The sequence below is a fragment of the Stenotrophomonas sp. 96582_Sma genome (assembly GCF_056480905.1).
Genome location: NZ_CM151122.1, coordinates 1,359,913 through 1,384,978, shown reverse-complemented (window position 1 = coordinate 1,384,978; position 25,066 = coordinate 1,359,913). Strand labels below are relative to the sequence as shown.

At 66.0% G+C, this 25,066-nt stretch carries 29 protein-coding genes and 1 pseudogene; 7 read left to right on the top strand and 23 right to left on the bottom strand.

The window, feature by feature from the left end:
* Positions 1-69: 69 nt before the first annotated feature.
* The 15 genes from ACZK2R_RS06425 to ACZK2R_RS06355 all read right to left on the bottom strand — a co-directional run bounded on the left by ACZK2R_RS06425 (position 70) and on the right by ACZK2R_RS06355 (position 8,549).
* On the bottom strand, positions 70-432 hold the full coding sequence (locus tag ACZK2R_RS06425) for a hypothetical protein (RefSeq protein WP_478487885.1): 363 nt from the start codon (positions 430-432) through the stop codon (positions 70-72).
* An 11-nt stretch (positions 433-443) separates the two neighbouring features.
* Positions 444-860 carry a Mor transcription activator family protein gene (locus tag ACZK2R_RS06420; RefSeq protein WP_312392116.1) on the bottom strand — a complete coding sequence of 139 codons (417 nt, stop codon included), beginning with the start codon at positions 858-860 and terminating at the stop codon, positions 444-446.
* Positions 860-1,450 (bottom strand): hypothetical protein, encoded by a 591-nt coding sequence (locus tag ACZK2R_RS06415; protein ID WP_128987852.1) that lies wholly within the window; start codon positions 1,448-1,450, stop codon positions 860-862. The genes ACZK2R_RS06420 and ACZK2R_RS06415 overlap by 1 nt, the downstream gene beginning before the upstream one ends.
* Positions 1,447-1,713 (bottom strand): hypothetical protein, encoded by a 267-nt coding sequence (locus ACZK2R_RS06410; protein ID WP_478487884.1) that lies wholly within the window; start codon positions 1,711-1,713, stop codon positions 1,447-1,449. The genes ACZK2R_RS06415 and ACZK2R_RS06410 overlap by 4 nt, the downstream gene beginning before the upstream one ends.
* A complete protein-coding gene (locus ACZK2R_RS06405) occupies positions 1,710-2,126 on the bottom strand; it encodes a gp16 family protein (protein WP_197572984.1) in 417 nt (138 codons plus the stop codon). The genes ACZK2R_RS06410 and ACZK2R_RS06405 overlap by 4 nt, the downstream gene beginning before the upstream one ends.
* Complete coding sequence (locus ACZK2R_RS06400) at positions 2,123-2,575, bottom strand: hypothetical protein (RefSeq protein WP_478487883.1); 453 nt, start codon at positions 2,573-2,575, stop codon at positions 2,123-2,125. Before ACZK2R_RS06400 ends, ACZK2R_RS06405 begins: the two co-directional genes overlap by 4 nt.
* A complete protein-coding gene (locus tag ACZK2R_RS06395) occupies positions 2,562-2,855 on the bottom strand; it encodes a hypothetical protein (protein WP_180837782.1) in 294 nt (97 codons plus the stop codon). The genes ACZK2R_RS06400 and ACZK2R_RS06395 overlap by 14 nt, the downstream gene beginning before the upstream one ends.
* Positions 2,852-3,493, bottom strand: coding sequence for a DUF3164 family protein (locus ACZK2R_RS06390; protein WP_478488027.1), 642 nt, complete (start codon positions 3,491-3,493; stop codon positions 2,852-2,854). Before ACZK2R_RS06390 ends, ACZK2R_RS06395 begins: the two co-directional genes overlap by 4 nt.
* Positions 3,493-3,945 (bottom strand): hypothetical protein, encoded by a 453-nt coding sequence (locus tag ACZK2R_RS06385; RefSeq protein WP_180837781.1) that lies wholly within the window; start codon positions 3,943-3,945, stop codon positions 3,493-3,495. The genes ACZK2R_RS06390 and ACZK2R_RS06385 overlap by 1 nt, the downstream gene beginning before the upstream one ends.
* 10 nt (positions 3,946-3,955) lie before the next feature.
* On the bottom strand, positions 3,956-4,246 hold the full coding sequence (locus ACZK2R_RS06380) for a hypothetical protein (protein ID WP_049436652.1): 291 nt from the start codon (positions 4,244-4,246) through the stop codon (positions 3,956-3,958).
* Positions 4,243-4,476 (bottom strand): hypothetical protein, encoded by a 234-nt coding sequence (locus tag ACZK2R_RS06375; RefSeq protein ID WP_049436651.1) that lies wholly within the window; start codon positions 4,474-4,476, stop codon positions 4,243-4,245. Before ACZK2R_RS06375 ends, ACZK2R_RS06380 begins: the two co-directional genes overlap by 4 nt.
* Positions 4,473-5,699, bottom strand: coding sequence for an AAA family ATPase (locus ACZK2R_RS06370; protein WP_100049994.1), 1,227 nt, complete (start codon positions 5,697-5,699; stop codon positions 4,473-4,475). Before ACZK2R_RS06370 ends, ACZK2R_RS06375 begins: the two co-directional genes overlap by 4 nt.
* Positions 5,699-7,675 (bottom strand): transposase domain-containing protein, encoded by a 1,977-nt coding sequence (locus tag ACZK2R_RS06365; RefSeq protein ID WP_478487881.1) that lies wholly within the window; start codon positions 7,673-7,675, stop codon positions 5,699-5,701. Before ACZK2R_RS06365 ends, ACZK2R_RS06370 begins: the two co-directional genes overlap by 1 nt.
* A 14-nt stretch (positions 7,676-7,689) precedes the next feature.
* Positions 7,690-8,133 carry a hypothetical protein gene (locus ACZK2R_RS06360; RefSeq protein ID WP_049436648.1) on the bottom strand — a complete coding sequence of 148 codons (444 nt, stop codon included), beginning with the start codon at positions 8,131-8,133 and terminating at the stop codon, positions 7,690-7,692.
* A 65-nt stretch (positions 8,134-8,198) separates the two neighbouring features.
* A complete protein-coding gene (locus tag ACZK2R_RS06355) occupies positions 8,199-8,549 on the bottom strand; it encodes a helix-turn-helix domain-containing protein (RefSeq protein WP_180837778.1) in 351 nt (116 codons plus the stop codon).
* 160 nt (positions 8,550-8,709) lie between these two features.
* Between ACZK2R_RS06355 and ACZK2R_RS06350 the strand changes: the two genes are divergently transcribed.
* Positions 8,710-9,246, top strand: a complete 537-nt coding sequence (locus ACZK2R_RS06350; protein ID WP_478487879.1) for a helix-turn-helix domain-containing protein — start codon at positions 8,710-8,712, stop codon at positions 9,244-9,246.
* A gap of 73 nt (positions 9,247-9,319) precedes the next feature.
* Complete coding sequence (locus tag ACZK2R_RS06345; RefSeq protein WP_159054949.1) at positions 9,320-9,544, top strand: hypothetical protein; 225 nt, start codon at positions 9,320-9,322, stop codon at positions 9,542-9,544.
* A gap of 218 nt (positions 9,545-9,762) precedes the next feature.
* Here ACZK2R_RS06345 and ACZK2R_RS06340 read toward each other — a convergent pair.
* Together ACZK2R_RS06340 and ACZK2R_RS06335 are read right to left on the bottom strand one after the other, a co-directional pair.
* Positions 9,763-11,538: pseudogene (locus ACZK2R_RS06340) on the bottom strand (diguanylate cyclase domain-containing protein); the annotation flags it as partial.
* Between the two features lie 227 nt (positions 11,539-11,765).
* Positions 11,766-13,712: a DEAD/DEAH box helicase gene (locus tag ACZK2R_RS06335; protein ID WP_032128355.1), complete on the bottom strand. Its 1,947-nt coding sequence runs from the start codon at positions 13,710-13,712 to the stop codon at positions 11,766-11,768.
* A 266-nt stretch (positions 13,713-13,978) separates the two neighbouring features.
* On the opposite strand from ACZK2R_RS06335, the gene ACZK2R_RS06330 reads away from it, so the two are divergent.
* Positions 13,979-14,200, top strand: coding sequence for an RNA-binding S4 domain-containing protein (locus ACZK2R_RS06330; protein ID WP_010486399.1), 222 nt, complete (start codon positions 13,979-13,981; stop codon positions 14,198-14,200).
* 25 nt (positions 14,201-14,225) lie between these two features.
* Here the strand turns inward: ACZK2R_RS06330 and ubiM are convergent, their stop codons facing one another.
* The 4 genes from ubiM to ACZK2R_RS06310 form a co-directional block, all read right to left on the bottom strand.
* Positions 14,226-15,404 carry a 5-demethoxyubiquinol-8 5-hydroxylase UbiM gene (gene ubiM, locus ACZK2R_RS06325; protein ID WP_125893800.1) on the bottom strand — a complete coding sequence of 393 codons (1,179 nt, stop codon included), beginning with the start codon at positions 15,402-15,404 and terminating at the stop codon, positions 14,226-14,228.
* An 80-nt stretch (positions 15,405-15,484) separates the two neighbouring features.
* Positions 15,485-15,874: an MAPEG family protein gene (locus ACZK2R_RS06320; RefSeq protein WP_032128357.1), complete on the bottom strand. Its 390-nt coding sequence runs from the start codon at positions 15,872-15,874 to the stop codon at positions 15,485-15,487.
* An 11-nt stretch (positions 15,875-15,885) separates the two neighbouring features.
* Positions 15,886-16,431, bottom strand: a complete 546-nt coding sequence (locus tag ACZK2R_RS06315; protein ID WP_032128358.1) for a DUF4019 domain-containing protein — start codon at positions 16,429-16,431, stop codon at positions 15,886-15,888.
* 58 nt (positions 16,432-16,489) lie between these two features.
* Complete coding sequence (locus tag ACZK2R_RS06310; RefSeq protein WP_032128359.1) at positions 16,490-17,653, bottom strand: COG3904 family protein; 1,164 nt, start codon at positions 17,651-17,653, stop codon at positions 16,490-16,492.
* 431 nt (positions 17,654-18,084) lie between these two features.
* On the opposite strand from ACZK2R_RS06310, the gene ACZK2R_RS06305 reads away from it, so the two are divergent.
* From ACZK2R_RS06305 to ACZK2R_RS06295, 3 genes are all read left to right on the top strand, one after another.
* Positions 18,085-19,563: an AlkA N-terminal domain-containing protein gene (locus ACZK2R_RS06305; protein ID WP_125895998.1), complete on the top strand. Its 1,479-nt coding sequence runs from the start codon at positions 18,085-18,087 to the stop codon at positions 19,561-19,563.
* Entirely contained in the window at positions 19,560-20,051 is a 492-nt protein-coding gene (locus ACZK2R_RS06300; protein WP_180837979.1) for a methylated-DNA--[protein]-cysteine S-methyltransferase, read from the top strand. Before ACZK2R_RS06305 ends, ACZK2R_RS06300 begins: the two co-directional genes overlap by 4 nt.
* A 422-nt stretch (positions 20,052-20,473) precedes the next feature.
* Positions 20,474-21,724 carry an alkaline phosphatase family protein gene (locus tag ACZK2R_RS06295; protein WP_180837978.1) on the top strand — a complete coding sequence of 417 codons (1,251 nt, stop codon included), beginning with the start codon at positions 20,474-20,476 and terminating at the stop codon, positions 21,722-21,724.
* A 98-nt stretch (positions 21,725-21,822) separates the two neighbouring features.
* Here the strand turns inward: ACZK2R_RS06295 and ACZK2R_RS06290 are convergent, their stop codons facing one another.
* The gene (locus tag ACZK2R_RS06290; RefSeq protein WP_004150462.1) at positions 21,823-22,002 is read right to left on the bottom strand and encodes a 30S ribosomal protein THX; all 180 of its coding nucleotides are present in this window, start codon (positions 22,000-22,002) and stop codon (positions 21,823-21,825) included.
* Between the two features lie 110 nt (positions 22,003-22,112).
* Entirely contained in the window at positions 22,113-22,526 is a 414-nt protein-coding gene (locus ACZK2R_RS06285; RefSeq protein ID WP_008264835.1) for a MerC domain-containing protein, read from the bottom strand.
* A 136-nt stretch (positions 22,527-22,662) separates the two neighbouring features.
* On the opposite strand from ACZK2R_RS06285, the gene ACZK2R_RS06280 reads away from it, so the two are divergent.
* Complete coding sequence (locus ACZK2R_RS06280) at positions 22,663-24,873, top strand: TonB-dependent receptor (protein WP_180837977.1); 2,211 nt, start codon at positions 22,663-22,665, stop codon at positions 24,871-24,873.
* Positions 24,874-25,066: the final 193 nt, after the last annotated feature.

The following is a 25,066-nucleotide window of genomic DNA, read 5'->3' as shown; positions in this document are numbered from 1 at the left end:
GACTAAAGTGCTTCAATGAAAACGCCCCGCAAGGCGGGGCGTTTGTCAGGGGTGAGAGCCGGGAAACTGCTACTTGACCAGGTTGCCCGTACAAAGCTCTTGAATTGCGCCGTCAAGCGTAACCTCATCTGTACCGGGGAACGCAGCCTTCGTCAGCAGCGTTCCGTCCGGGTGCCAGGCGAAGGGCTCGAATCCAGCAAACCCGCCGAATCCATTCTTTGCATTGAATTCACCGCAGACGATGGGAGCTGGGCCGGCCGGCGTGCGCAGCTGAACAACAGAGACTTTGCGAAACTCCGCAGATCCTGGATCTTTCAGTAGCTGCTTCACCGCGTCCTGAGCTTCAGCTACCAGCGCCTTGTCCTTGCTGCCACACGCCGTGCCGGAAGCCAAGACAAGGCCCAATGCCGCCGCACCCATCCACTTAATCACGCTGCCGCTCCTTAGAAGTCAAAATTCCGCTGCACTCTGGCAAGGTGCAGCTGGCGTTGCTGACGAATGATCTCGTAGACCCGAACCTCTGTAAGGCCATACTCGGTCACCAGCTGCGCAATGTTACCGCGCTTGGCCTTGCGGTAGATTTCGGCGTCCCGCAGGGCATTACGAAGGCGCATCCCCTGCGGGATGTAAATCTGACGGCCGCCAGCATACTCGGCTTGCGCCAGCATGCCGGCAAGGGCCAGCCTGGTGGCCTGTTCTTCATCCAGACCGGCGCGACGGAACGCAGCTTCCATGACCGCGACCAACGCGACCAGGGTGCCCTCCCATTGCTTTTCGGTCAGATCCAGCGGTGCGGCCGCGATCAGCTCGGCGGCTGCATCGGCGTCCGGTGTTCCGACCCAATCGCGTTGCTCGATCATCAGTGTTCTCCGTACTTCTCGCGCGCCTCTGCGCGCTCGCGCTCGGCATCGTCGTCGGACATCTGGCCCAGCGATACCATCTGGCTGATCCAGGCCAAGCGCTGATCCAGCCTGGATTCGCCAGCACCAGGATTGACGCGTGCCGTGGTGCCCAGGTGCCGGCCTGCGCGGGCGTGTTCTTCTCGTTCACGCTCAGCGGCTGCATCGGCCTGGTCGGCCAAGCCGAACACGACCGCACGCAGGTAGCCGTGCGACTCCAGCGGGAGGGTCAGGTTCGGTCGTGCCACCAGCATTTGATCGATGCCTGCCACCCAGTGACGAACCTGCGCCGGGCGGCGGATGCCGCCGCGTTCGTCCTTGCAGACCGTGCCAGAGGCGACCAGGTCGGCCACTTCCTGGGCGAGCTTCACCGCGCGCCCCATTCGCAGGCCCTGTTTGGCCGGTTTGAACAGGCCCAGATAGGCCAGCACCGCTCGGCCAAGCTCGGGCGGCATTGCCGCCACGGTAACCGCCAGGCGCTTGCCTTCCTCCTCCAGGAGAAACGCATTGATGTGGCCCTGGCAGCCACAATCGGGACATGTGGCTCTCATTGGTGCGTCCGCAGATCCTTCAACGTGAAGATGGGCGGGGCATCCAGGGCGGCCAGGGCTCCCTCCAGAAACTCCCTTACATACGCATCCTCTCGTCCATTGGCGCGCAGCAGTTCGATTCCGACCAGCGCAACGCTGGTCAGATACTGAATCACCTGCGTCGGCGGGAGCGCCTTGATACGCTCGAAGGTTACGCGCAGGGCTTCGCCGGTGGCCTTCTCCCGCTCCTGTTCCCGCTCGGCGTCGCTTACGGTGTTGCTCATCCTTCCCTCCGGTTGCAGTCGATCTGTAGCGCAGCAATCAGGCTGTGCAGTTGGTCATGCTTGAGAAACTCCAGGCGGTCCACCTGAAACATGCGCACTGACATTGCGTGCGCGTAGCTCCAGGGACGTTTGGCGCTGGCCAGCAGCGCCTCCACCTTTCGCAGCATCGGCACCTGGTCCGTGTTTTTCGGGCGGTCCGGGTGAGGCTTGCCCGGCTTGGCCTTCCAGCCAAGGCGGGTCAGCTCAGCCAGCACCGCATCGCGCTCGCTCGGCGACATCTGCGTGGATGACTGCTTGCCTGTCACGCGCTGCAAGAGCGCGCGATAGCCCGCCTCATCCATGCCGAGCTCCTTCTGCGCAACCTTGATCTTGGCGATCTGTGCGCGGCGCAGCGGGTCGGTTGCAGGCTTCATAGGTGACCCTCCGGCACCCGTGCGGACCATCCAGCGCGGATCAGCTCGATGCTTGTGCAGGTGCGGCTGAGGTGACGGCGCAGGGCAGCTGCCGAAGGCCAGCCTGGATCGTAGATTGTTCCCGTTCCCTGCTTGACCATAGTGGCAGTGCGACGCTTGCCCAGGCTCTTGACCATCCGCGCTTGCTGAGCCCTGCTATAGATGCAGATTCTAGAGGGGCGGTAGAACTTGGCGCCGATGGGGCTGCTTTCCTGCATGTACTCCTGCTTTATCTTCCCATCAACGAACACGACAACCGCGTATCGCAGCGTCTTGATCTGCCGTACCTGGATCACCAGCCGGTGTTCATCAGCGATCAGCTCCACGTCACCGCCGTAGGGCGTCGCAAGTGCCTTCTCGACTTGCGCCCACTGTTCTGTGCTCAGTGGTGATTTCTTATGCGCCGACATCGCGAGGCTCCTTATCGCGGAAGCAAACGAGGGTCGGGGCGCTGATGTGCCGCACCAGGCGCCAGGGAAACACGTCGCCGCGTGCCTCGATGTAGGCGGCTGCCCGCTGGATGTAGCCCATGGCTTCCGGCGAACGCGGGTCATCGGCACAGCTCAAGTCATAGAACATCAAGCCTTCGATGTCCTGCTGGCGGGCAAACAGCTCGATGTCGGCGCGCACGGTCGCATCGGCCACGGCCAGTGCCAGCTCGGCGAGGTCGGCAGGAACGCGCGCGGTCACAGTGCCACCGCCGACAGGTCCAGGGTGATGGGCTGATAGGCGCCATCCTTGTCCCGCTGGTACACGCGGACGTAGGACTTGCTGCCCATGACCTGGACGGCTTCGCCGATGGCGCGCATGGCTTCCTGCCAGCGCGGATCGTCAATCTCCAGACGTCGCAGCTGCAGCACCTGTCCGGTGCGGATGTTGCCCTGCTGATCGACCCGGAACGCATCGTTGATGATGGTGCGGATCTCGGTGCGTGCACCTTCGGTCCACTCTGCCAGGCACTGGTCGATGAGTGCCTTGGCAGCGAGCAGACGTTCGTCAAACTTGATCGTCTCCTGGAACTGGCGGATCACCTTGTATCGGCCATCGTAGGCCACCAGCGTGACGTTGCCCTTCTTGCCGCCGATGTGGACGCGGTACTGCTCTGCGCTCAGGGACACGAACGCGGCGATGCTGTTGAAGGCATGGCGCTTGAAGTCTGCCATGCGCTTGTGCAGATCCTGGGCGCGTTCAGCGAGCTCCTGCACCAGCTCATCGCGCAGCTTGTCGATCTCCTTGATGTGCTGTTCTGGGACCAGGTGCCCTTTGGCGTCTTGTCGGTAGCCTTCGGGAATCGCGTTAGCTTGCATGGGTGGGATTTCCTTGTTCATCACGGGGTGAGGTGGTTACGGGCTTCGCTGAGGGCGCCATCGCACTGCATCAGCAGTCGCACCAAGGGCGCTGGCAGGCCGGCAGCGCGGGCATCCAGTGCCGTGTCCAGAACATCCTGGGCAATGGCTTCCAGGCGTCGATCCACGGCGAGCGCTCGGGCGTTGTGCAGTGACCGCTCGCAACCGGCCAGCGTGGGCTCCGGCACGGCAGCAAACTCGGTGCCCGTGGAGCCACGGACCAGCCAGAGCATCTGCGGATCATTGCCTTGGCGTTCGACCTGGTTGCGGTCGATCAGCTCCTCCAGGGTGTCGTCGATGTCCAGCGGGCGCGCATCGTGCAGGGTGGTGGCCAGCTGGACGCGCGTCATGCAGCCACCTGCCTGGTCGATTGCCTCCAGGATTCGCTGCAGCAGCTGCTGCAGCGACTTGGGGAACGGAACATGCTTCTTCATGGCGTATTGCTCAGTGCAGCCCACTGGTGGGCGTGGACTGGCACACGTCCCATTCCACCTGGCAACCGTGGAATGGGGTCGCCATCTTCGTGCGGGTCACCAGCTGGCCCTTGCGCTCGCGGATGTGCTGGGCGCCCACCAGCGAATCGCCACGCGGGCGGTCGATCACGATCACGGGCCGAGCGCCAGTGATCGAGACGGAACGAGCCGTGAGTCCCTTGTCGGCCAGGGCATTGATGGCCTCCAGCGCGGCGGTCAGCTGGTGCTGGATGGCGGTGCGGTTCTTGTCGGTGGTGGTCACGGGAGACGCTCCTGGTTGTCGATTGGTGCCGTTTGAGCGGCGCTTGCGATGGCTTCATTGCTCCACTGCAGCAACTGGCCGATGGTCAGCGAATCGAATGGGGTGGCCAGCGCATAGCAGCGCTGGACAATCAGGCAGCGCGCCGGCAGTGCATCCGGTGATGCCAGCCTGGCGATGCCGCCCACAGCCGACACCAGGTCGGCCGTGAGATGGGAGATGGACGTGGTCACACCAGCACGCCCAGTTCTTTGGCCGCGTAGCGGATGGACTCGCAGCAGATCCGCTCGTTCTTGGCCTGGGAGTAGATCGAGGCAAGGCGCAGCACCTTGTTCAGGACGCGGAGTGCGCCCGGAAGGTCGGCGATCTGCCGGATCTGATCGCGGCAACCAGCGTCGGCGATGTTCCAGGCGTCAATGATCGCGTCGGCGTCACCCTTGACCACCTTGTGAATGACCAGTCGCTTGCCCACCCGGCTATACAGGCGATCAAGGAACGGGGCGCGATTGCCGCCCGTCATCTGCGTGATGACACGATCATTGCCACACAGCACAAGGCCGATGCTGGTCTGATCGTTGATGGCGCGGACCATGTCCAGCGCCTGCACGGTCAGATGCTGTGCTTCATCCAAGATCAGCAGGCCGCTGGTGTTGCGCACCTTCTGGAAAATGGCCCGCTGGATGTAGGCGGCGGAGTTGACCAGGTCGCGCAGGCCCATGACTGCGGCAATTTCCTGCAGGCAGGTAAGGACGCCACCTGTTGCCGGGGTCAACTCGACGTGCCAGACGTTCGGGCTCACGGCTGCATAGCGCTTATTCGTGACGGTCTTGCCCAGACCTGCACCGCCAGCGATCACTGCGATGTCGCCAGCCATGTGGGCGTACTGCAGCACGGCGCGCAGCTTCTCGCTGGTCGGCGTGGTGACGAACTCGGGGCCTTCGGGCAGCTTGCCGTTGCTGATGCGCTCATCGCGGACATTGAGCCAACCGGCCAGCTTGCGAGCCACGTTCTGCTGGTTGCCCGCGTAGGTGCCGCCCAAGAACTGCGACAGCGTGGCGCTGCTGATGTCCGATTCCTTTGCCAAGCGGGCCTGGCTCAGGTTCTTGTCTTCTTCCAGGGTGATACGCAGACGGTCGCGCAGATCGGCGAGCTGCTCCGGTGACAGTTCTTCGGGGGTGATCGGGGTGACGGCCAGATTCATCGTGTTGGGTTCCTTGGATTGGTGCGGGTGCAACGGGGCAACGGGTGGAAGGGGCGGACGTTTGAGGGCGGCGAGCTTCGATCTGCGGCGGGCGATGCCACCGCCTGCTGCTGTCGCTTTCGGGTTGGTCCGGGTGTCTACGCCGGATCTGAAACGGGCTTGTGCCTGGTGGCGAAGTGGGTGCGAACCTTCATTGCGAATGCGCTGGAGGTAGGCCTGCCGACGCTGGTAGCCGGTGGCGGGGTTGCTTTGCATCAGGCCTCCCCGTCGGGCGTGGTCCACAGGCTGTTCCGGCGCTGCTGGGCCTGCATGCGATCCATCAGCGACACGAACGCGCTTTCGTTGTCGTCGGTGCCGGTGCGCAGCCGTTCGGCGGGCTCGGCTTCCTGTACGCGCGGCGGCTGCCGACGACCGAACAGTGGCGCGATCACGCCTGCAGGCGGCAGCGATTCGGGCATCGGCGACGGCAGCTGGTTGGCCACGCTGGCCGCTTCCATCCGGCGTTCCGCGTCCAGCTGCTTACGTGTTGCCTGGCGGTACTGCTTCTTTGCCCTGGCGTGTTCGCGGGCGGCGCCCGTATCGGCGAAGCCAACGGCGGCGATGCAGTCCAGCTGGCCGATGTAGACGTTGGCCAAGGTGTACGCATGCACAGCCTGGTGCAGATGCTCGGGATCAAAGCGAAGCATCACCTTCTGACCTGCAAACGGGGCGATGGCGTCACTCCAGTACCGATTGCCGGACAGGCGAACGCTGCTATCACGGCGGTCACAGGTGACCACGTCCGTGGACAGGAGCATTTCCCGCAACTGCTCAGGCGATGCCTTGCGGATCGTGGACTGCGCATAGCTGGACTCAAACGCGGAATCAAAGCTCCGGCCTGCAGCGGTGCGAGTGCGCCGGCCCTCGCGAGCGTTGTGGGCCGCGATTTCCTCATTCAGGACACGCACGAACTCATCCAGCGGAATGGCCTTGCTGCCGTAGTTCTCGGGCTTTGCGTCGGGCTTGTTACCCGTATAGGCACCAGCGAATGCCGGGTGCTTGGCAACCCGGTCGCACAGGTCACGCCAGGCGCGCTCGATGGGCTTGGCCTGGCCGTGATACGGCGTCGCCCAGTGGATCTCGCAGCCCATTGCGGTCAGGAGGCCGGTCGGATCGTCCTCTTTCACCTTGAATCGGAAGCGATTCGCGGTGCCGCCGGTCAGCATCTTGGACGCGAAGCCGCGACCGTTGTCCAGCCAGACCTTGCCGGGAATGCCATAGCGCTCGATCACGTCACGGAACGCGAAGCGCGCAAGGTCCGACGACTCGGTTTCGGCTATGCGGTAGCCCAGCAGCTTGCCGCTGTAGAGATCCTGGACGCCCACCATGATCGGGCGTGCAACCGTGCCGTCCGGCCAACGTGCGAACACGTCGAACTTGTGGCCGTCGCTGTTCACTGCCTCCAGGGCGTGGAACACGCTGCGGTCGCGCTCCTGGGCCGGGAACGTCTGATTGAATCGCTCCTGGCCTTCGCGGGCCATCACCAGGACGGCGCGCGGCAGTTCTGCCTCAACACGGCGGGTGAACGTCTTGGCGCACGGAAGTGCGGGCCAATCCTTGGTGGCGGCGATGCGCTGCAGCCGGTCATAGCAGCTTTGCGCACTCGGAGCCTCTACCCGCAGATAGTCGGCCTTGAACAGATCCCAGGCCTCGGCGTGAATCTCGGCCTTGGCCTTGGTCGCAGCGTATGCCGGCACCAACAGCGCCAGGCGGTGCTGCTTCTCGGCTTTGGCCACCAGCGCGGCCCAGCGGCCCAGGCTGGCCACACTCACGCCGCCGACCTGGTCGCGCTGCATCTGGCTGGCGACGATCTGACGCGCTGCCATCAGCGGATGGCCGGCAGCCTGCAGCGCCTCAACGGCCTGCAGGGCGCGCAGGCGGCGTGCAGCCTCGTCCTTCAAGTGCTGCGGGACAGCCTCGTAGCGCTTCCATGCGGACGCGATGGAATCGACGCTGGCCTGGCGAACCGCCACGGCCCGCTGCGGCGTCTCGCTGACCTGGCCGGCAATGACTGCTGCGGCCTGTACGTCTGGCGGTAGCGCATCAACGGCATACAGTCGGCGACGACCACCGCGAGTGGCCTTTTCCTCAAACGCCCAGCCTTCGCGCTTTGCGCGGATCTCGACGGCTCGCTTGGTCTTGCCCAGGCTGCTGGCCAAGGTGGCCAGGTCCAGCATCGAACGGGGGGACATGTTGCCGTCCGCCATTAGGATGCCCTCACGCTCAGGCGGTGCAGCTGGCGCAGGCGCTGGCTTGCGACGACACGCTCACGGTGGGCGCGGCCGATTTCAACGTCCAAGGTTTCGGCGCCCAGCAGCAGCTGGCCACCGATAACCTGGGCCTGCCACTCAGCGAGCAGCGTCCCGCCGCAGATCACTTCCAGCACGGGCGCAACCCATAGCGGAATGTTGAACGTCTCGCGGCTGGGCGCGGTGTAGCCGTCGAGCATCGCCTTGGATACGTTCTGGCCAGTCAGGCGACTGGCGCGTGCGGCCACTTCGTGCCGGTCCAGGCCAGCAGCGTGCGCGGCCTCCAGCATCTGGCCGACCAGCATGCTGACGGATTTGCGGTAATCCATGGTGCCGTTGACCGGCGCCGAGGGGCGTGGGGTCAAGAAGAAGTCATAGGGCTGGCTGGGCTGACGATTCATCCTTGCGTCTCCTGCTCGGTGGGGGCGCCTGTGCGCCGGGGGGAAGCGGTAGATAGAGGCGCTGTTCATTGCGGGGCGCCAATTTGTGGATTGCGGCCTGTCCGCAGGCTGCTAGGCTTTGCATCGGGGGGCAGCAGCGGTTTGCGGCCTCCTGAGCCACGGTTCGGTTTACCGTCGGCGTCGTATCGGGTGGGCCAGATGGCCTGGGGCTTCTTTCCAAGGGCCTCGGCGATCAGCGCCTCCGCCTGCGGGTACGGCCGGCGGAGTGCTGTATTAAGGCTGTTAGCGTTGGTGTAGCCGTTCAGTAGTGCGAGCTGCCGCAGGGAGATTTCCTTGCGATGCAGCGCCGCTACGACATCGGCGGGATGCCAGTCCTTGGCGGGACTGGCTTTTCTCGGGGTAGTCGTTGCTGACACTTCGTATCTGTCCGTTGAGTGATGTCTACGGCGCAGATCATACGTCCAAACGGACGCGTGTCAACGTCCAATCGGACTTCGCACTTCCCTTTTTGCGCCCATCCGGAAAACGTAATGATTTTTAGCTTTACAAACAGACACTTACGGGAAGTGCGAAACTATGAATGACACGTCCGAAGCCTTTCGCGCTTCACCCGACGAAAGTGCGAAGTCCGAATGGGCGCAAATTGGCGCGCGACTCGTTTCCGTTCGGGCGCAGATGACCCAGGCGGATATGGCATGTGCACTGGGGGTGTCAAAGACCACGTACAGCCGATGGGAGCGGGGCGTCAGAGAGATCGGGGCGGATGGGCTGGGCGCGCTTGTCCGGGGCGGCTGGAACGCCAATTGGCTCCTGACAGGCTTGGGCGATGAACGCCTGGATTCCGGCACGATTCCGCGTCAAAACAATGACTTGCGGCAGTCTCAGGTAGTGAGCCAGTCGTCTGTGAAGATCGCCGCGCAACTGCTCCAGGAGGCGCTTGATGACGCGGATGCTGTACTGGCCCCGGCCCAGTATGGCGAGGCGCTTGTTCTGCTGGCTCAGCTGCTGGAAAAGGGACTGCCGGAAGCGGACGTAAGGCCGTTTGCCCGGCAGACAGTCGGGATGATCGTTACAGGGGCAAAGGATGCAGGAACAGCGGCAACTGGTAGGTAGATTGAGGGCGATTCTGCGGGACGCGATCCCTCGGAATCATTGGGAGACAAGGCTTTCGGACCCCGTGCTGGCAATGCCAGTGCATCTGCGTCGCGCTCGCGCGCGCTATGAGATCCAGGATCTCGCCGCCCGCTATGGTTGGCAGCGGGAAGTGGAACGGGATCTGTTCCGCCTCGGCGTTCCTTCCCTCAAGTATCTGAGCCAGGAGCAGCTCGATCAGGTGCTGGTCAGGCTCAAGGGCCTGGAGGATTGCCTGCAGAACATCTGCGATCCGCCCGATGGACCGCCAGCCCGTTGAAGCCCCTTTAAACACAAATCAAACGGCCGCCAGCGATGGCGGCCGTTTTGCATTTCTGATGTCCAATCGGGTCAGATGGGGCTCGTTTCGCAAACCGAGCTCTATCTATCAATAGATGTCACTCGACGGGTGAAACGCTTGCCGCGCGGGGCTTTCGTCCCATTTCATCCCGTTTCATCCCGTTTTTTCCCCGTTCTCAATCTCTAAGTCCCCCAACAACCGGGCAGATGCAGGCTGCCATCGGTACCACGCATGCGCACCAGCACCTCGTAATGCAGGTAGGACGGATCGCCCACGCGGGCGATGCGCTGCGCGTACAGCAGCATGCGATTCTCCGCCATGGCCAGGCTGACACCCTGCAGACGCTCGGCCTCCTGCCGCCGCTCCTCCAGCGCCATGCGGTTCTCGTTGAAGCAGTGCACACGGTTGCGACCGGCCTGCTTGGCCGCATAGCAGGCGCTGTCGGCGGCGCTCATCAACCAGTTCGCGTCCGGCGCCTCGGCACTGACCTCGACCACGCCGATGCTGCAGCTCAACTGCGGGCTGCCCTCGCTGATCGGGAACGTGGCCTGGCCCAGGTTGCGGATCACCCGCTGCAGTACCCGCTTGGCTTCATCCTGGCCGGCGTGGGCGAGAAACACCGCGAACTCATCGGCCCCCAGGCGGCCGACCCAATCGCCATCACGCACCGCCGCCACCAGATAGTCGGCGAAACCGCGCAGCATCTGGTCGCCGGCGGCATGACCGAAGCTGTCGTTGACCAGCTTGAAGTGGTCCAGGTTGATGTAGCACAGCGCATGCGTACCACCGTCCGTCCGGACCTGCAGCAGCGCGCGTTCCAGCAGGCGTTCGATCTCGCGGCGGTTGATCAGGCCGGTCAGCGGATCGTGGCTGGCGTGATGCTCGATCTCGCGCGCCAGTGCATGGTTCTGGCTGACATCCTCGATGATCGCGAACACCGACAATCCACCGCCCGAGCTGCGAACCGCGGTACCGCTCCAGCGTCCCCAGACGAGGCTACCATCGCGCCGCCGGAAACGCAGCTCGCTCGGCCGCAGCTGCCGGTCCCAGTCGATGCGGCCGACACCGTCGAGGACCAGTTCCCCCTCCATCAGCAGGTCACCCAGCAGCATCTGCAGCAGCACATCGCGCCGGTAGTCGAGGATATCCGCCATCGCCTGGTTGGCCTCGACCACGCGGCCATCGGTGTCGAGCTTCAGCATGCCGACATTGGCCTGGTAGAAGGCCGCGCGGAAGCGGCTCTCGTGCTCGGTCAGATCCTTGCCGACGCGACGCGCCAGCGCCACTGCCATCAGGCTGATCACCAGCACCGACAGGCCGCCAACCATCAGCGTGGCGATCCGGACCATGGTGGCCATCCTCAGCAGCGCCTGCGAGAACGCCTGGGCCTGCACCTGCAGGCGGCGGTCGAGATCCCGCAGCTGCTGCAGGTAGCGATTGCGGTCGGCCACGGGCAGTTCACCTGCCGCATGCCTCCGTTGCAGCTCGGCGACCAGGGCCTGCACAGCCTCCAGATCACCATCGGTCTGCCGCCACAGTGCAGTGGCTTCGCGGAATGCTCCCAGGTCACGGGCGTAGCGGAACGAGAACACCAGGCGTGGAATATCGGCGCGCGCGTTGCCGCCCTGCAGGAAACCCTGCCGGGCCTTCTCCTCGTCCGGTACCGCCTGTTCCAGCGCCAGCCGGGCCTGCAGATCCCCCAACGGAATCCGCAGGGCCTGGCGCGCGTCATCCAGGTCCTGCGCATCGCCACGCGCCAGGTAGCGGCTCAGCGCAGCGGTCGCATCCTGCTGCCCCCGCGACCAGTAGCCCTGGCCGGCAATCCAGGCCGTCGAGGCCGCCTGCAGTTCCTGGATCAACGCGGACAGCGCGACCAACCCGATCGCCATGCCCGTCAACAACGCAAAGCGCAATCCCAGGCCACGGGTCATCGGCACCCGCCGGCTCTGCTGGTCCGTGCCACTTCTACCCATCCCGGATCCCCCCGAATGTGCTGCGGTGACAACCTCCCTTGGAACCGACCCAGCCTATGACCGGCAATGTGTTTGCCATGCGAAAAGGGGACGGAGGGGATTAAGTCGTTTTCGGCATAAGCGCACTGCCGGGCATAAACGACTTAATCCCCTCCGTCCCCTTTTCCAGGCCCATAACGGACAACGCCAACCCGGAGGCTGGCGTTGTTCAGGACCGCAGGTGCGGCTTAGAAGCTGCGCGGGCCGCGCGGCTTGAAGCCGTCACGACGCGGCGGGCGGCTGTCGCGGTCACCGCCGCGGTCGCCACCGTGGCCACCCGGACCGCCCGGGCCACCGCGACGCGGGCCACCCGGGCCGCCCGGACCACGCTTGTCGAAGCGCGGCTTGAACGGACGCGGGGCCGGGTTGGTGTCTTCACCCGGAGCCAGCGCACGCATCTGCAGCTGCTGGCCGGACACCCACACCTTCTGCAGGTGCGACAGCACGTCCGGCGGCATCTGTGCCGGCAGGTCCAGCAGCGAGAAGTCGTCGTGGATGTCGATGCGGCCGATGAAGCGGCTTTCCAGGCCAGCTTCGTTGGCAATGGCGCCAACGATGTTGGCCGGCTTCACGCCGTGCTGGTGGCCGACCGAAATGCGGTAGGTCTCCATGCCCTGCTCCGGCGCACCACGTGGCGGAACCTCACGGCGCGGACGCTGCTCGAAGCCACCTTCGGCGTCGTCGCGGCGCGGGCCACGCTCGAAGCGCGGACCACGCTCGTTGCGGTCGAAGCGATCGCCACGTTCCGGGCGGTCACCACGGTCGAAGCGTTCGCGCGGTGCGCGCTCTTCACGCGGGGCACGTACCGGCGGCTGCAGCAGGAACGGGGTGTCACCCTGCAGCATCTTGGCCAGCGCGGCAGCCACTTCAATGGCCGGCACGTTCTGCTCGTTCTCGAAACGCTCCAGCAGCTGGCGGTAGAAGTCCAGGCCACCGGCGCCGAGGGTTTCGCTGATGCGCGAGGTGAACTTGTTGATGCGGGTGTCGTTGACCGCTTCAACGCTCGGCAGCTGCATCTCTTCGATCGGCTGGCGGGTGGCGCGCTCGATCTGGCGCAGCATGCCCTTCTCGCGCGGGGTGGCGAACAGGATCGCCTCGCCGCTGCGGCCGGCACGACCGGTACGGCCGATGCGGTGCACGTAGCTTTCGGTGTCGTACGGGATGTCGTAGTTCAGCACGTGGCTGATGCGCTCCACGTCCAGGCCGCGGGCAGCCACGTCGGTGGCGACCAGGATGTCCAGCTTGCCTTCCTTCAGCATGGCGATGGTGCGCTCACGCTGGGCCTGCTGCATGTCACCGTTGATGGCGGCAGCGGCCAGGCCACGGGCCTGCAGCTTGCTGGCCAGTTCTTCGGTGCCGGCCTTGGTGCGCGCGAAGATGATCATCGCGTCGAACGGCTCGACTTCCAGGATGCGGGTCAGCGCGTCCAGCTTGTGCATGCCGCTCACCCACCAGTAACGCTGGCGGATGTTGGCCGAGGTGGTGGTCTTGGCCGCGATGGTCACTTCCACCGGGTCCTGCAGGTAGGTCTGCGCGATGCGGCGGATCTGCGGCGGCATGGTGGCCGAGAACAGGGCCACCTGGCGCTGCTCCGGCAGCTTCTTCAGCACGGCTTCGACGTCGTCGATGAAGCCCATGCGCAGCATTTCATCGGCTTCGTCCAGCACCAGCGTCTTCAGCTCTGACAGGTCCAGGGTGCTGCGGTCCAGGTGGTCGATCACGCGGCCGGGGGTACCGACCACGATGTGCACGCCGCGGCGCAGGGCCGACAGCTGCTGGCCGTACGGCTGGCCGCCGTACACCGGCAGCACGCGGAAGCCCGGGATCTTCGACGAATAGGACTGGAACGCCTCGGCAACCTGGATGGCCAGTTCGCGGGTCGGCGCCAGGATCAGGGCCTGCGGCTTGATCTGCTGCAGATCGATGTTGGACAGAACCGGCAGCGCGAACGCTGCGGTCTTGCCGGTGCCGGTCTGGGCCTGGCCCAGCACGTCGCGGCCTTCCAGCATCGCCGGGATGGTGGCGGCCTGGATCGGCGACGGGGTTTCGTAGCCGATGGCGGTGACCGCCTGCATCACGGGCTCGGACAGGCCGAGCTGCGCGAACTGCAGCGGCGCTTGGGAATCTTGGGACATGGGGAACTCCGAAGACACTGCCGTCTTCCTGGCAGTGCGATAAAAAAGGTGATGGTCCGCGCTTTGGGCGCCCTTCTTATCGCGTGCCCTGGCGCTGCTCGGTTGGAGGAGATTTCACTCGCTCAGAGCGGAATCATACCGCATTGATCCTGAACAAGGCGTACAGCTTGCCGTGCGCGTACCGTCATGCCCCAAGCTGGCGCACAATACGCGCCCTCTTCACCGGCCCGGCCGCTGGCTGCGCCCTTCCCCAGGAACCCCGCTCCATGCAGATTCTCGAATTCGACCTCGACGGTGACTACGTCGAACTCAAGCAGCTGCTCAAGCTGGCCGACCTGGTCACCAGTGGCGGCGAGGCCAAGATGGTCATCGGTGACGGCCAGGTGCGGGTCGACGGCGAAGTCGAACTGCGCAAGGCCTGCAAGATCCGCGCAGGCCAGGTGGTCGAGTTCGCCGACAGCCAGATCCGGGTGCTGGCCGCCGGCTGATCTGAACGGGCTGATCTGAACCGGTTCAGGCCACGCGCTGGGTCAGGTGCGAGGCGATCAGCTGCCTGAACGGTGCCACGCCTTGTGCCAGACGCAGGCCCGCCGCGCGCAGCAGCCGCGCCGGGCGGCGATCGTCGGTATACAGGCTGGCGATGGCATTGGTGGCCTCGTACAGCGGCCGCGACGCCAGCCGGTGACCACGCTGGTAGCTGGCCAGCATGCCGGCAGCGGCAATGTCGGCACCACGGCGCTGCTGTTCGACGATGCCCTGCGCCAGCCGCTGCGCACTGGCCAGGCCCAGATTGAAGCCATGTGCGGTGACCGGATGCATTCCCACCGCGGCATCGCCGATCAGCGCCGAACGCTCGCCGATGAAGCGATGCGCGTACACCCCAACCAGCGGATACGCCTGCGGCGTGGCCACCGGCTGCATCCGGCCCAGGCGGTGTTCGAAGCAGGCACCGATGGCCTCACCGAAGGCCACCTCATCCATCGCCAGCAGTTCTTCAATCTGCCGCGGTGGCAGCGTGATCACCGCCGATGCCTGACCCTCGTTGAGCGGCAGCAACGCCATCGTGCGGCCGTAGCCGAACCATTCCCAGGCAGTGTGGTGATGATCACGCTCAACCTGCATGCGGCACACCAGCATCGACTTGCCGAAGTCGCGCATCTGCGCGCCGATGCCGAGCATGCGGCGGGTTGCGGAGAAGCGGCTGTCAGCGGCGACCAGCAGGCGCGCATGAAGTTGGCTGCCGTCATCGAGTTTGACCACGTGGCCCTGCGCATCGGCCTGCACGCCCAGCACCTTGCGCCCGTCGAACAGCTCCAGGCCGTCCTGCCCCTGCACGGCATCCCATGCAGCGCGGCGGATCAGATGGTTGGGCACCAGCCAACCCAGCGGCTGACCGTCCACCTGGCTGCTGGCGAAGGTCAGCGCGAACGGCGAACCGCCATTCATCACCTTGGCATCGCGCAGTTCAGCGACTTCGGCCTGCGGCAGGCGCTGCCACAGCCCCAGCTGCTCCATGCTCTGCCGCGAGGCATGGGTCAGCGCGATCTCACGGCCATCGAAGGCGGCCTCGGCAAGGGCCTGGCGCGGTTGAACTTCGACCAGCCCGACCTGCAGGCCGCTACCGGCCAGCGCACGCGCGAAACACAGCCCCGCCGGTCCGGCGCCGACCACCACCACGTCCATCCTGCGCATGCGCGCCTCCTGCCGTTGATTCAGTCCGCGCCAGCATAGCGCCGCGCACCTGACCGGCCTTGATCTGGATCAGGCCGGGATCACAACAACGCGAACACCAGCGCCAGGATCGACAGCAGCGACACTGCCCAGACCAGGCTGCGCACGTAGGGCACGCCCGCGGCATACAGCGGCAGGTAGACCACGCGCGCCCAGAAGTAGGCCTGCGCCGCCAGCGCCGTGGTGTCGTTGCCGCGCCCGGCCACGACCACTGCGATGGCGGCGGCAGCGAAGAACGGGAACGTCTCCAGGAAGTTGGCCTGCGCACGCTGCAGGCGCCCGGCCAGCGGGCTGAGTGGCCTGGCTTCGCCATCACGCGCCGAGGCATTCCACTTCATCCCGCGCTCGCGGGTGACCACGGTGGAGGTAGCGAAGATGTAGACAAAGCCCAGCAGCACCGACCAGGCCAGCATCGTCAGTTCAGTTGCCATCGATCATCTCCTCAGGGTGCCGACGCACGCAGGCTGTAACCGGCCAGGCGCCACACCTGGTCCTCGTCGAAACGGAACGAGACGAGCTCGCGTACCGGCTGCGCGCTGTTGGCGAAACGGGTCGGGAAGCTGACGTTGATGTACAGCCCCTCCGGCACCGCGGCACCGGCGCTGTACTTGACCCGGGTGATGGTCGGCTGGCCACGCCCGGCCAGCGCGCCCAGGCGCGTGCGCTCGGCAGTCAACTGGCTGACGAAGGCGGCCTTCGGTACTGCACGGCGCGCGACGGCCGAAGCGCCATCCCACAACTCGCCTGCGCGGTTGGCATCGACCAGCTGCGCCGCCTTCACTGCGGCCGCGCCCATTTCCGCATCCTGCTTCTGCACCTGCGCCTGCTGCGCGGCAGTCAACGCCGGAGCGCCGGCCGTGGCCGGTTTCGCAGCCGCCGGCGATGCCGGTGCGGGGCGCGCGGGTGCCGGTGCAGGCGTGGCCGGCGCGGGTGCCTGCGCCAATGCGGTCAGGGGCAGCAGGGACAGCAGCAGGAGCACGCGCTTCATGGACACCGCCGGTTCTCGGGAAAGAACCGCAGTCTACGCCAGCGCGGTGAGCTGTTCGTCAGCGCGCGTGGGCGCTGCCTTCCACCGCTGCGGCATCGGCCTGCGCGGCAGGCGTGCCGGTGTCTGCTGGCGCCTGTTCGGCCACCGGCGGCGGCTCCGACGGTGCCGGCGGCAACGTTGCCACATCGATTTCCGACAGCGGGCTTTCTTCCGGGCACACCGCATCCGGGAAACCGAAGCGCTGCTTCAGTGCCTGGCCGCAGCTGTTGATCGATTCCATGTCGGCGCCTTCGCGCTTGCACTGCTGGTCGAAGGCGATCAGGAACGCATCCTTGCGCTGCACGAAGTCATCGCCGCAGGCGCGCATCTGCTTGATCCGTTCCAGATCGTCCTGCACCGCGTTGGTGCCATCCAGACCGTACTGGCGTAGTTCGTCCGGCGTCAGCAGGCGCAGGCTGCGGTTGGGCACCGTCATCATCAGATCGGCCACGCCCACCGCCACGCCGTTGCGCTGCAGGTAGTCCTTTACGTTGTCGTAGACCTCGTGCAGCTCGCGGTTGAGCTCAGCGCGCGAAGTGGCCTTGGAACTGATGCGCATCATGCGGTGGATGCCGACCTTGCCCGACAGCAGGCGGTTGTCACCGGCGGCCAGCACGAACACGCACGCGCTGTGGCAGATCGAGCCCTCGCGCACCCAGATGGTCCAGCCCGATTCACCGATGCTGTCACCGGCGACGATCGCCGATTCCACCTGGCCGCCGCTGGAGTCCAGATCGAGGATGCGCTTGTGGATCTTCTGTTCATCGGCGACCACGGCAAGTCGCCACATCATTTCGGCGAAGCCCGGATTGATCTTGCCGGCGTAACGCACCCGCATCAGACCACGCTCGGCACACGGCGCCAGGGCCTGGGCAATCTGCTCGCGCTGCAGGCCCTCCAGCTCGACGCCATCGCCCGCCTCACCGGCGTACTCGGTACTGCAGCTGACCCAGGCGCGGCCATTCTCCAACTGCGCCTGCGGCCACGGCCGATCCGCCCGGCTGCGCGGCGGCGCCGGCGGTGGCGGTGCGTCAGCCGCATTGATCGACACCATGTTCTCGCCATCGCTGGCCGGCGCCCGCGCCGCCTTGTCGGCAGCCGTCACATTGCCCGGATTCTCCAACTGACTGCAGCCCGCCAGGGCCAGGCACAACAGGGGCAACCAGCGGAATTTGGCGGACATCGGGCAACCGGGATTCATGGGAGCAAGAACCACAGTCTACCCGTCCAGGCCGCGCATTCAGCGCGTGGCACTGAACCCCTTCTGACCCTTGGGAAAAAGCGTGTCGACCAAGGTCGACACCTACCAACAGCAAAAGCGTGCCGACCAACGGTCGGCACCCACCAACTGCAGCGACCAACTGTCAGAGGTGGGGCGGTGTGGGCTGACAGGACCGTTGGCGCCATGGATGGCGCCATCGAGCCCCCATGGACGGGTTTACGGCGTGTCCTGACAGCCCACACCGCCCCGCCATCCCACGGACTGCCAGCTTTTGATTGAGACGTTGACGTTGACGTTGCGGGTGCAGGGCTGCAAGCCCTGCCAGCCCCCCCTCCAGCATCCATGTCCGAATCCGGCGAGTATCCCCGCCCGCACACGCCTAGACTGGCGCCATGGACACCGCCCTCGCCCTCGACACCGCCGCCTGCGACCGCGCCCGCCTGGCCCGCGACGCACGCTTCGACGGCGTGTTCTTCACCGCCGTGCGCAGCACCGGCATCTATTGCCGCCCCATGTGCCCGGCACCGCCGCCGAAGCCGCGCAACATCACTTACTACCCGACCGCGGCCGCGGCTGCGGCAGCCGGTTACCGCCCGTGCCTGCGGTGCCGCCCCGAGCTGGCACCGCAGGCGCAGCAGGCATTGGCCGGGCAGACCGTACAGCGCGCCTTGGCCCTGATCCATGGTGGCTTCCTGCAGGAACAGCCGGTAGCCGACCTCGCAGAGAAGATCGGACTCAGCGCGCGCCAGCTGCAGCGCCTGTTCGTCGAACATCTGGGCGCAACGCCAGGGCAGATCCACGCCACCTATCGGCTGCTGCTGGCCAAGCAGCTGCTGACCGAGACCACGCTGCCGGTGACCGACGTCGCGCTGGCCGCCGGCTACAACAGCCTGCGCCGTTTCAATACCGCCTTCCTGCAGGGCTGTGGCATGGCACCGACGGCACTGCGTCGCCAGCACCAGCCGCTGGCCGCCGACGATGGCTGCCTGGTACTGCGTCTGGCATACCGGCCACCACTGGATTTCCCACGCATGCTGGCCTTCCTGCGCAAGCGCAGCCTGCCCGGCATCGAGCTGATCGGCGAAGACAGCTACCAGCGCGTGCTCGGCACGCCGGAGCGCCCCACCCTGCTGAGCGTCACCGCCGACCCGAAGCGCCCGGAACTGCGCCTGCAGCTGGGCGCGGTCGATCCGCGCCTGATCCCCGACATCGTCCGCCGTGTGCGTCGCGTATTCGATCTGGATGCCGACCTGCAGCAGGTCCACGCCGCACTGGATGAGGAACCCTTGCTGGCGCGTGGCATCGCCGAGCGCCCCGGGCTGCGCGTCCCCGGCGGCTGGGATGGCTTCGAGGTGGGCGTACGCGCCGTGCTCGGACAGCAGGTCAGCGTGGCCGCGGCCACCACCTTCGCGCGGCGGCTGGTGGATGCCTATGGCGCACACCTGCCAGGCATGCCGCCGGAGTTCGATCGCCAGTTCCCGGCCCCCGAGCTGCTGGCCGAAGCGCCGCTGGAATCGATCGGCCTGCCGCGCAGCCGCGCCGCCACCGTGCGTGCGCTTGCCGCCGCCTGTGCCAGTGGCGCGCTCGACTTCGGCCCGGGCCAGGCGCTGGAAGAGTTCGTTTCCCGCTGCGTGGCACTGCCCGGCATCGGTCCGTGGACCGCGCAGTACATCGCCTTGCGCGGGCTCGGCCAGCCCGATGCCTTCCCCGCCGGCGACCTGGTACTGCAGCAGGTGCTCGGCCATGCGCAGGGCCAGCGCCTGAGCGAACGCGCGACCGAAGCGCGCTCGCAACCGTGGCGCCCCTGGCGTGCCTATGCCGTGCTGCATCTTTGGCACCTGTCCGGCACATTCGTTGGAGAACCGACATGACCTTGTTGTTCGACCGTTTCGACAGCCCGATCGGCGTGCTGACCATCGCCGGTGACGAGCGTGGCCTGTCCCACGTGCTGTTCCCGGAAAACCGCCACCCGGCACGCGGCCGCGACGACTGGCACTACGCGCCGGATGCGCTGCCGGAAGCACGCGAGCAGCTGCTGCAGTTCCTGCACGGCGAACGCAGCAGCTTTGACCTGGAGCTTGCGCCACGCGGCACGCCGTTCCAGCTGCGCGTGTGGCAGGCGCTGGCATTGATTCCGTTCGGCGAGACCTGGAGCTACCTGCAGCTGGCCCAGCATCTGGGCCAGCCCAGCGCGACCCGCGCGGTCGGCGCTGCCAACGGCCGCAACCCGTTGCCGATCATCCTGCCCTGCCATCGCGTGATCGGCAGCAACGGGGCGCTGACCGGCTTCGGTGGCGGACTGGAAACCAAGGCCGCGCTGCTGCGACTGGAACAACGCCAGGCCCCGCTGTTCGCCTGAGAGGGCTGGCCGGGCTGCGCCCGGCACCCGCAGAGGCTAGAGCAACAGCAACAGCGGGCTTCCTGCGCGGAGGCGGGGTGGGTCCGGTTGCAGGGGACGCTGCAAGTACGTCCCTGTAAGCTCGGTCGCGCCATCCATGGCGCTCACGCCCCTGCAACCGGACCCACCCCGCCTTCGACAGGTTCCTGCGACCTGTCGGGACGGCGCACTACGCGGCTGCTGGTAGGTGTCGACCTTGGTCGACACGGTAGATCCACGCCATGCATGGATGGAAGCATCAGGAATATGTCTGGAGAAAAACCCCCTTCTTGTTGAAGGGGGCGCGCCGACAGGCGCGGGGATAAGGAAAAATGCGCGGACACGCTGCGCCCTTCGGCGCAACGTGTCTTGGGGTGGTCATTGCACCGGCTTATCATGGGCGGATGACTTCCGTACGCCTGACCTGCGCGCTGGCGCTGCTGCTGCCATTGGCCGCCTGCACCACCGCGCCCGCCCCTTCCGCCTCCGCTCCCATCGCTGTCGCTGCGGCTGCGCCGCCGAAGCTGCTGCTGATCTCGATCGACGGCCTGCGCGCCGATGCGCTGGACCGCGGCCTGACCCCGAACCTGCAGCGCCTGATCGACGGCGGCGTGCGTGCACGCTGGATGACCCCGTCCTATCCGTCGCTGACCTTCCCCAACCACTACACCATCGTCACCGGCCTGCGCCCGGACCACCACGGCATCGTCAACAACAGCATGGACGATGAAGCCCTAGGCCGGTTCGAGCTGAGCAACCGTGAGGCGGTCACCACCAGCGGCTGGTGGGGCGGCGAACCGATCTGGGTCGGCGCCGAGAACGCCGGGGTGCGTTCGGCCACCACCTCGTGGCCGGGCAGTGAATCGGAAATCCGTGGTGTGCGCCCAAGCCAATGGCGCGTGTACGACGGCAAGGAACCGCTGGAACAACGCGCGGGCACCGTGCTGGACTGGCTTGCACAGACCGATGCCGACGCACCGCAACTGACCACGCTGTACATGGAGCACGTGGACAAGGCCGGCCACAACTACGGCCCCGAATCGAAGCAGTACGCCGACGCCATCGTGCGCGCCGACCAGATCGTCGGCCAGGTGCTCGATGGACTGCAGCAGCGCGGCCTGGCCGCGACCACCAACGTGATCGTGGTCTCCGACCATGGCATGGCCAGCGTCCCGGTCGGCCAGGTGATCTCCACCGAATCAATGGCCGCCCCGGCCATCGCTCGCAACGTCAGCCAGGGCCAGTCGGTGGGTTTTGCGCCGTTGGCCGGTCACGAAGCCGCAGCCGAGCGCGCCCTGCTCGGTCGTCACGCGCACTACGAGTGCTGGAAGAAAGAGAACCTGCCGCCGCGCCTGCACTACGGCACCCACCCGCGCATTCCCGCCATTGTCTGCATGATGGATGAAGGCTGGGATGCCCTGCACCAGGAGAAGATCGCCAAGCGAGACCATCAGGATCGTGGCTCGCATGGCTACGACAATGCCCTGCCCTCCATGCGCGCGGTATTCGTGGCCAGCGGCCCGTCGTTCCGCCAGGGCCTGGTGATCGATGGCTTCGACAATGTCGACGTCTACCCGCTGCTGGCGCACCTGCTGCAGGTGCCGGCTGCACCGAACGACGGCAATCCGGAAACGCTGAAGAAAACCCTGCGCTGATCCGGTTGTAGAGCCGAGCCCACGCTCGGCTCGCCGGACAGGCATAAAAAAACGCGGCGCCAGGCGCCGCGTTTTTCGTTGAACCGGTCTGGGCCGGATCAGGCCTTGGCGACGGCCTTCTTCGCCACAGCCTTCTTCGCCGGAGCCTTGGCCACGGTCTTCTTGGCAACCGGAGCGGCGGCGCCTACGGCGACCTTGCTCGCGGTGTGCGAACGGGCGTTGCCGTAGCTGGCGTTGTAGCGCTTGCCCTTGGCGGTCTTGCGGTCACCCTTACCCATGTCTTCAACTCCTCAAATGTGAAATCTGGTTACCCCGTACTGACACGGGTTCGGCGGGGCCGCCTTGCTGGGCGCCCCCGCGCACGATCGAAAATCCTATCACGGAGCGCCTAGTGCGCGCAGCTGGCGTCGTGCACGTGACCGTGGTTGAGGCGCAGGTTGACCAGATGGGCGACCCCCACCAGCAGTCCACCAATGGTCATCACCACCGCGTGCGGCACCGCATTGTGGTGCAGCGGGTCGTACAGCACGCCAGCCCACAACGCGACCAGGCCGGGGATCAGGAAGCCCAGCGCACGCAGCGCGCCGTGCCGGCGGTAGCCCCAGACCAGGCTGAACAATCCGAGCAGGGTCACGAACACCACCAGCGCCTGTTCCACCCCATCGCTCAGCCAGAACGACAGGCCCAGCGACGGCGCCGCGGCCAGCAGCACGGGGATCACCGCGCAGTGCACCGCGCACAGCATCGAACCGGTGGCGCCGAAACGGTCTAGCAGGTGGCGCAGGCGTGAGGACAGGGACATGACTTCCAGCAGGGTCGGCGAATCGTTATGGAATAATATAACATCTGCTCCCGACCCGCACGGTTTCCCTCCCCCTGTCCCGCTGACGGGATACGTGCGCCCAGCGATTGATACACTGTAACAAAGGACCCGCTCCATGCCCGCCCACACCCCGCGGTTGAAGCCGCATTCCCTCGCTCTGGCCCTCGCCGCCCTGCTGCCTTCGGTTGCCTTTGCCGCCGGCGATGACAGCGCTCATCGTGACCGCCACCTGACTGAACTGTCGTCGGTGCAGGTCACCGCGTCGCCACTGCAGGGCGATGCCGAATCGCTGGCGCGCCCGGTGGAGGTACTGGCCGGCGAACGCCTGGACGAGCAGAAGGCCGGCACCCTCGGCGATACCGTGGCCAAGCTGCCGGGCGTGCAGAGCACGTTCTTCGGCCCTGGCGTCGGCCGCCCGATCATCCGCGGCCAGGAAGGCCCGCGCGTGGCCGTGCTGTCCAACGGCATGGGCAACATGGATGCGTCCACGGTCAGTGCCGACCATGCCACCAGCATCGAGCCGTTCCTGGCCGACCAGATCGAAGTGCTGAAGGGCCCGGCCACGCTGCTGTTCGGCAGTGGCGCCATCGGTGGCGCGGTCAATGTGGTGGATGGCCGCATCGCCCGCGAGCTGCCGGAGCGCCCGCTCAGCGGCCGCGCCGAGCTGCGCGGCAATTCGGTGAACAACGAGCGCAGCGGCATGTTCCGCCTCGATGGCGTCAGCGGCAATGTCGTGCTGCATGTGGACGGCCTGGTGCGCAATGGCGACGACTACCGCATTCCCGGCTATGCAGTGATCGACAGCCTTGAAGACCATCACGATCACGACCATGACCACGCGGGCGAAGAAGGCGAAGAACCGCGCCGCGGCCGCCTCGACAACAGCTCGATCCGCACCCGCGCCGGCGGCGTCGGCGCGACCTGGCTGGGCGACGACGGCTACTTCGGCGTATCGGCCAGCACCTATCGCACCAACTACGGCATTCCCAATGGCGCGCACGTGCATGCCGATGGCGATGATCATGGCCATGACCACGGCCACGACCACGACCATGGCGATGAAGAGGAAGGCGGCGACGAGCATGACGTGCGCATCGACATGGTGCAGAACCGCTTCGAGACCAAGGCCGGCATCTACAACCCGGTCTCGTTCCTGAAGAACATCAATGCGCGCGTGGCCTACACCGACTACGAACACGTGGAGCTGGAAGCCGGCACGCCGTCCACCCGCTTCACCAACCGTGGCATCGAGGCGCGCCTGGAAGCCGTGCAGCAGCAGATCGGCGGCTGGGACGGCGCCTTCGGCCTGCAGTTCGGCAACAGTGATTTCGGTGCCAAGGGCGAAGAGGCGTTCGTTCCGGATACCGGCACGAAGAACATCGGCCTGTTCGTACTGCAGGAAAAGCAGTTCGGCCCGTTCAAGCTGGAACTGGGCGGCCGCCACGACCAGGTCAAGCTGGACCCGACCGGCGACTATCGCCGCCGCACCTTCGGCGCCACCAACCTGTCTGCGGCCGGCATCTGGAAGCTCAACGATGCCGTTGACCTTCGCATCGGCGTGGACAGCTCCGAGCGTGCACCGACCAACGAAGAGCTGTATGCCGCCGGCGCGCACATCGCCACCCGCTCGCTGGAAATCGGCGACGCCAACCTGAAGACCGAGCGCGGCCAGCGCGTGGAACTGGGTATCCACACCCACAGCGAACGCCTGGACTTCTCCGCGTCGGTCTACCAGACCAGGTTCAAGGACTTCATCTACCTGGCCGACACCGGCGTTACCGAGGGTCTGCCGGTCCGCGCCTGGACGCAGCAGGATGCGGTGTTCCGCGGTGCCGAAGCCGAAGCGCTGGTGCACCTGTTCGAAGGCGGCGCCGGTGACTGGGATCTGCGCCTGTTCGGCGACTACGTGAAGGCCAAGCTGGATGGCAGCGGCAGCCGCAACCTCGACATCGCCGTGCCGCATGGCGACCACAACCACAACTACAGCGTGGAGCTGGCCAACACCGGCTACCTGCCGCGCATCGCCCCGGCCCGCGTCGGCGCCGACCTGCGCTGGTCGAAGGACGGCTGGCGCGCCTCGGTCGGTGCGGTCCGCTACAGCCGCCAGAAGGATGTCGCCCAGAACGAAGCGCCGAGCGACGGCTACACCCTGGTCGACGCGCATCTGGCCTACCGCTGGGATCGCAACGCGAGCAACAGCTACGAGGTGTTCCTGGATGGCAGCAACCTGACCAACCGCGAAGTGCGTCCGCATACCTCGCTGCTGCGTGATTACTCGCCGCTGCCGGGCCGTGGTGTCGCATTCGGCATCCGCGCGTTCTTCTGATCGCGTAGTGGAGTCGGATCCCATTCCAGAGGAATGGGTTCTGACCCCAGCCTCAGCCCACGCATGGCGTGGATCCAATGCAAGCAGATCCGATGGGGGCCTTCTGGCCCCCATCTCTTTGTGCAGCATCCATCACGCATTCGTCACAAAGATGTGCGTACCACAACAAGCGGACAATCCCGTCACTCAAAGT

Coding starts and splice junctions, on each gene's coding strand:
- ACZK2R_RS06420 (WP_312392116.1), bottom strand. CDS start 860: ATGATCGAGCAACGCGATTGGGTCGGAACACCGGACGCCGATGCAGCC.
- ACZK2R_RS06415 (WP_128987852.1), bottom strand. CDS start 1,450: ATGAGAGCCACATGTCCCGATTGTGGCTGCCAGGGCCACATCAATGCG.
- ACZK2R_RS06410 (WP_478487884.1), bottom strand. CDS start 1,713: ATGAGCAACACCGTAAGCGACGCCGAGCGGGAACAGGAGCGGGAGAAG.
- ACZK2R_RS06405 (WP_197572984.1), bottom strand. CDS start 2,126: ATGAAGCCTGCAACCGACCCGCTGCGCCGCGCACAGATCGCCAAGATC.
- ACZK2R_RS06400 (WP_478487883.1), bottom strand. CDS start 2,575: ATGTCGGCGCATAAGAAATCACCACTGAGCACAGAACAGTGGGCGCAA.
- ACZK2R_RS06390 (WP_478488027.1), bottom strand. CDS start 3,493: ATGAACAAGGAAATCCCACCCATGCAAGCTAACGCGATTCCCGAAGGC.
- ACZK2R_RS06385 (WP_180837781.1), bottom strand. CDS start 3,945: ATGAAGAAGCATGTTCCGTTCCCCAAGTCGCTGCAGCAGCTGCTGCAG.
- ACZK2R_RS06370 (WP_100049994.1), bottom strand. CDS start 5,699: ATGCAAAGCAACCCCGCCACCGGCTACCAGCGTCGGCAGGCCTACCTC.
- ACZK2R_RS06365 (WP_478487881.1), bottom strand. CDS start 7,675: ATGTCCCCCCGTTCGATGCTGGACCTGGCCACCTTGGCCAGCAGCCTG.
- ACZK2R_RS06360 (WP_049436648.1), bottom strand. CDS start 8,133: ATGAATCGTCAGCCCAGCCAGCCCTATGACTTCTTCTTGACCCCACGC.
- ACZK2R_RS06350 (WP_478487879.1), top strand. CDS start 8,710: ATGAATGACACGTCCGAAGCCTTTCGCGCTTCACCCGACGAAAGTGCG.
- ACZK2R_RS06345 (WP_159054949.1), top strand. CDS start 9,320: ATGCCAGTGCATCTGCGTCGCGCTCGCGCGCGCTATGAGATCCAGGAT.
- ACZK2R_RS06335 (WP_032128355.1), bottom strand. CDS start 13,712: ATGTCCCAAGATTCCCAAGCGCCGCTGCAGTTCGCGCAGCTCGGCCTG.
- ACZK2R_RS06330 (WP_010486399.1), top strand. CDS start 13,979: ATGCAGATTCTCGAATTCGACCTCGACGGTGACTACGTCGAACTCAAG.
- ubiM (WP_125893800.1), bottom strand. CDS start 15,404: ATGCGCAGGATGGACGTGGTGGTGGTCGGCGCCGGACCGGCGGGGCTG.
- ACZK2R_RS06320 (WP_032128357.1), bottom strand. CDS start 15,874: ATGGCAACTGAACTGACGATGCTGGCCTGGTCGGTGCTGCTGGGCTTT.
- ACZK2R_RS06315 (WP_032128358.1), bottom strand. CDS start 16,431: ATGAAGCGCGTGCTCCTGCTGCTGTCCCTGCTGCCCCTGACCGCATTG.
- ACZK2R_RS06310 (WP_032128359.1), bottom strand. CDS start 17,653: ATGTCCGCCAAATTCCGCTGGTTGCCCCTGTTGTGCCTGGCCCTGGCG.
- ACZK2R_RS06305 (WP_125895998.1), top strand. CDS start 18,085: ATGGACACCGCCCTCGCCCTCGACACCGCCGCCTGCGACCGCGCCCGC.
- ACZK2R_RS06300 (WP_180837979.1), top strand. CDS start 19,560: ATGACCTTGTTGTTCGACCGTTTCGACAGCCCGATCGGCGTGCTGACC.
- ACZK2R_RS06295 (WP_180837978.1), top strand. CDS start 20,474: ATGACTTCCGTACGCCTGACCTGCGCGCTGGCGCTGCTGCTGCCATTG.
- ACZK2R_RS06290 (WP_004150462.1), bottom strand. CDS start 22,002: ATGGGTAAGGGTGACCGCAAGACCGCCAAGGGCAAGCGCTACAACGCC.
- ACZK2R_RS06285 (WP_008264835.1), bottom strand. CDS start 22,526: ATGTCCCTGTCCTCACGCCTGCGCCACCTGCTAGACCGTTTCGGCGCC.
- ACZK2R_RS06280 (WP_180837977.1), top strand. CDS start 22,663: ATGCCCGCCCACACCCCGCGGTTGAAGCCGCATTCCCTCGCTCTGGCC.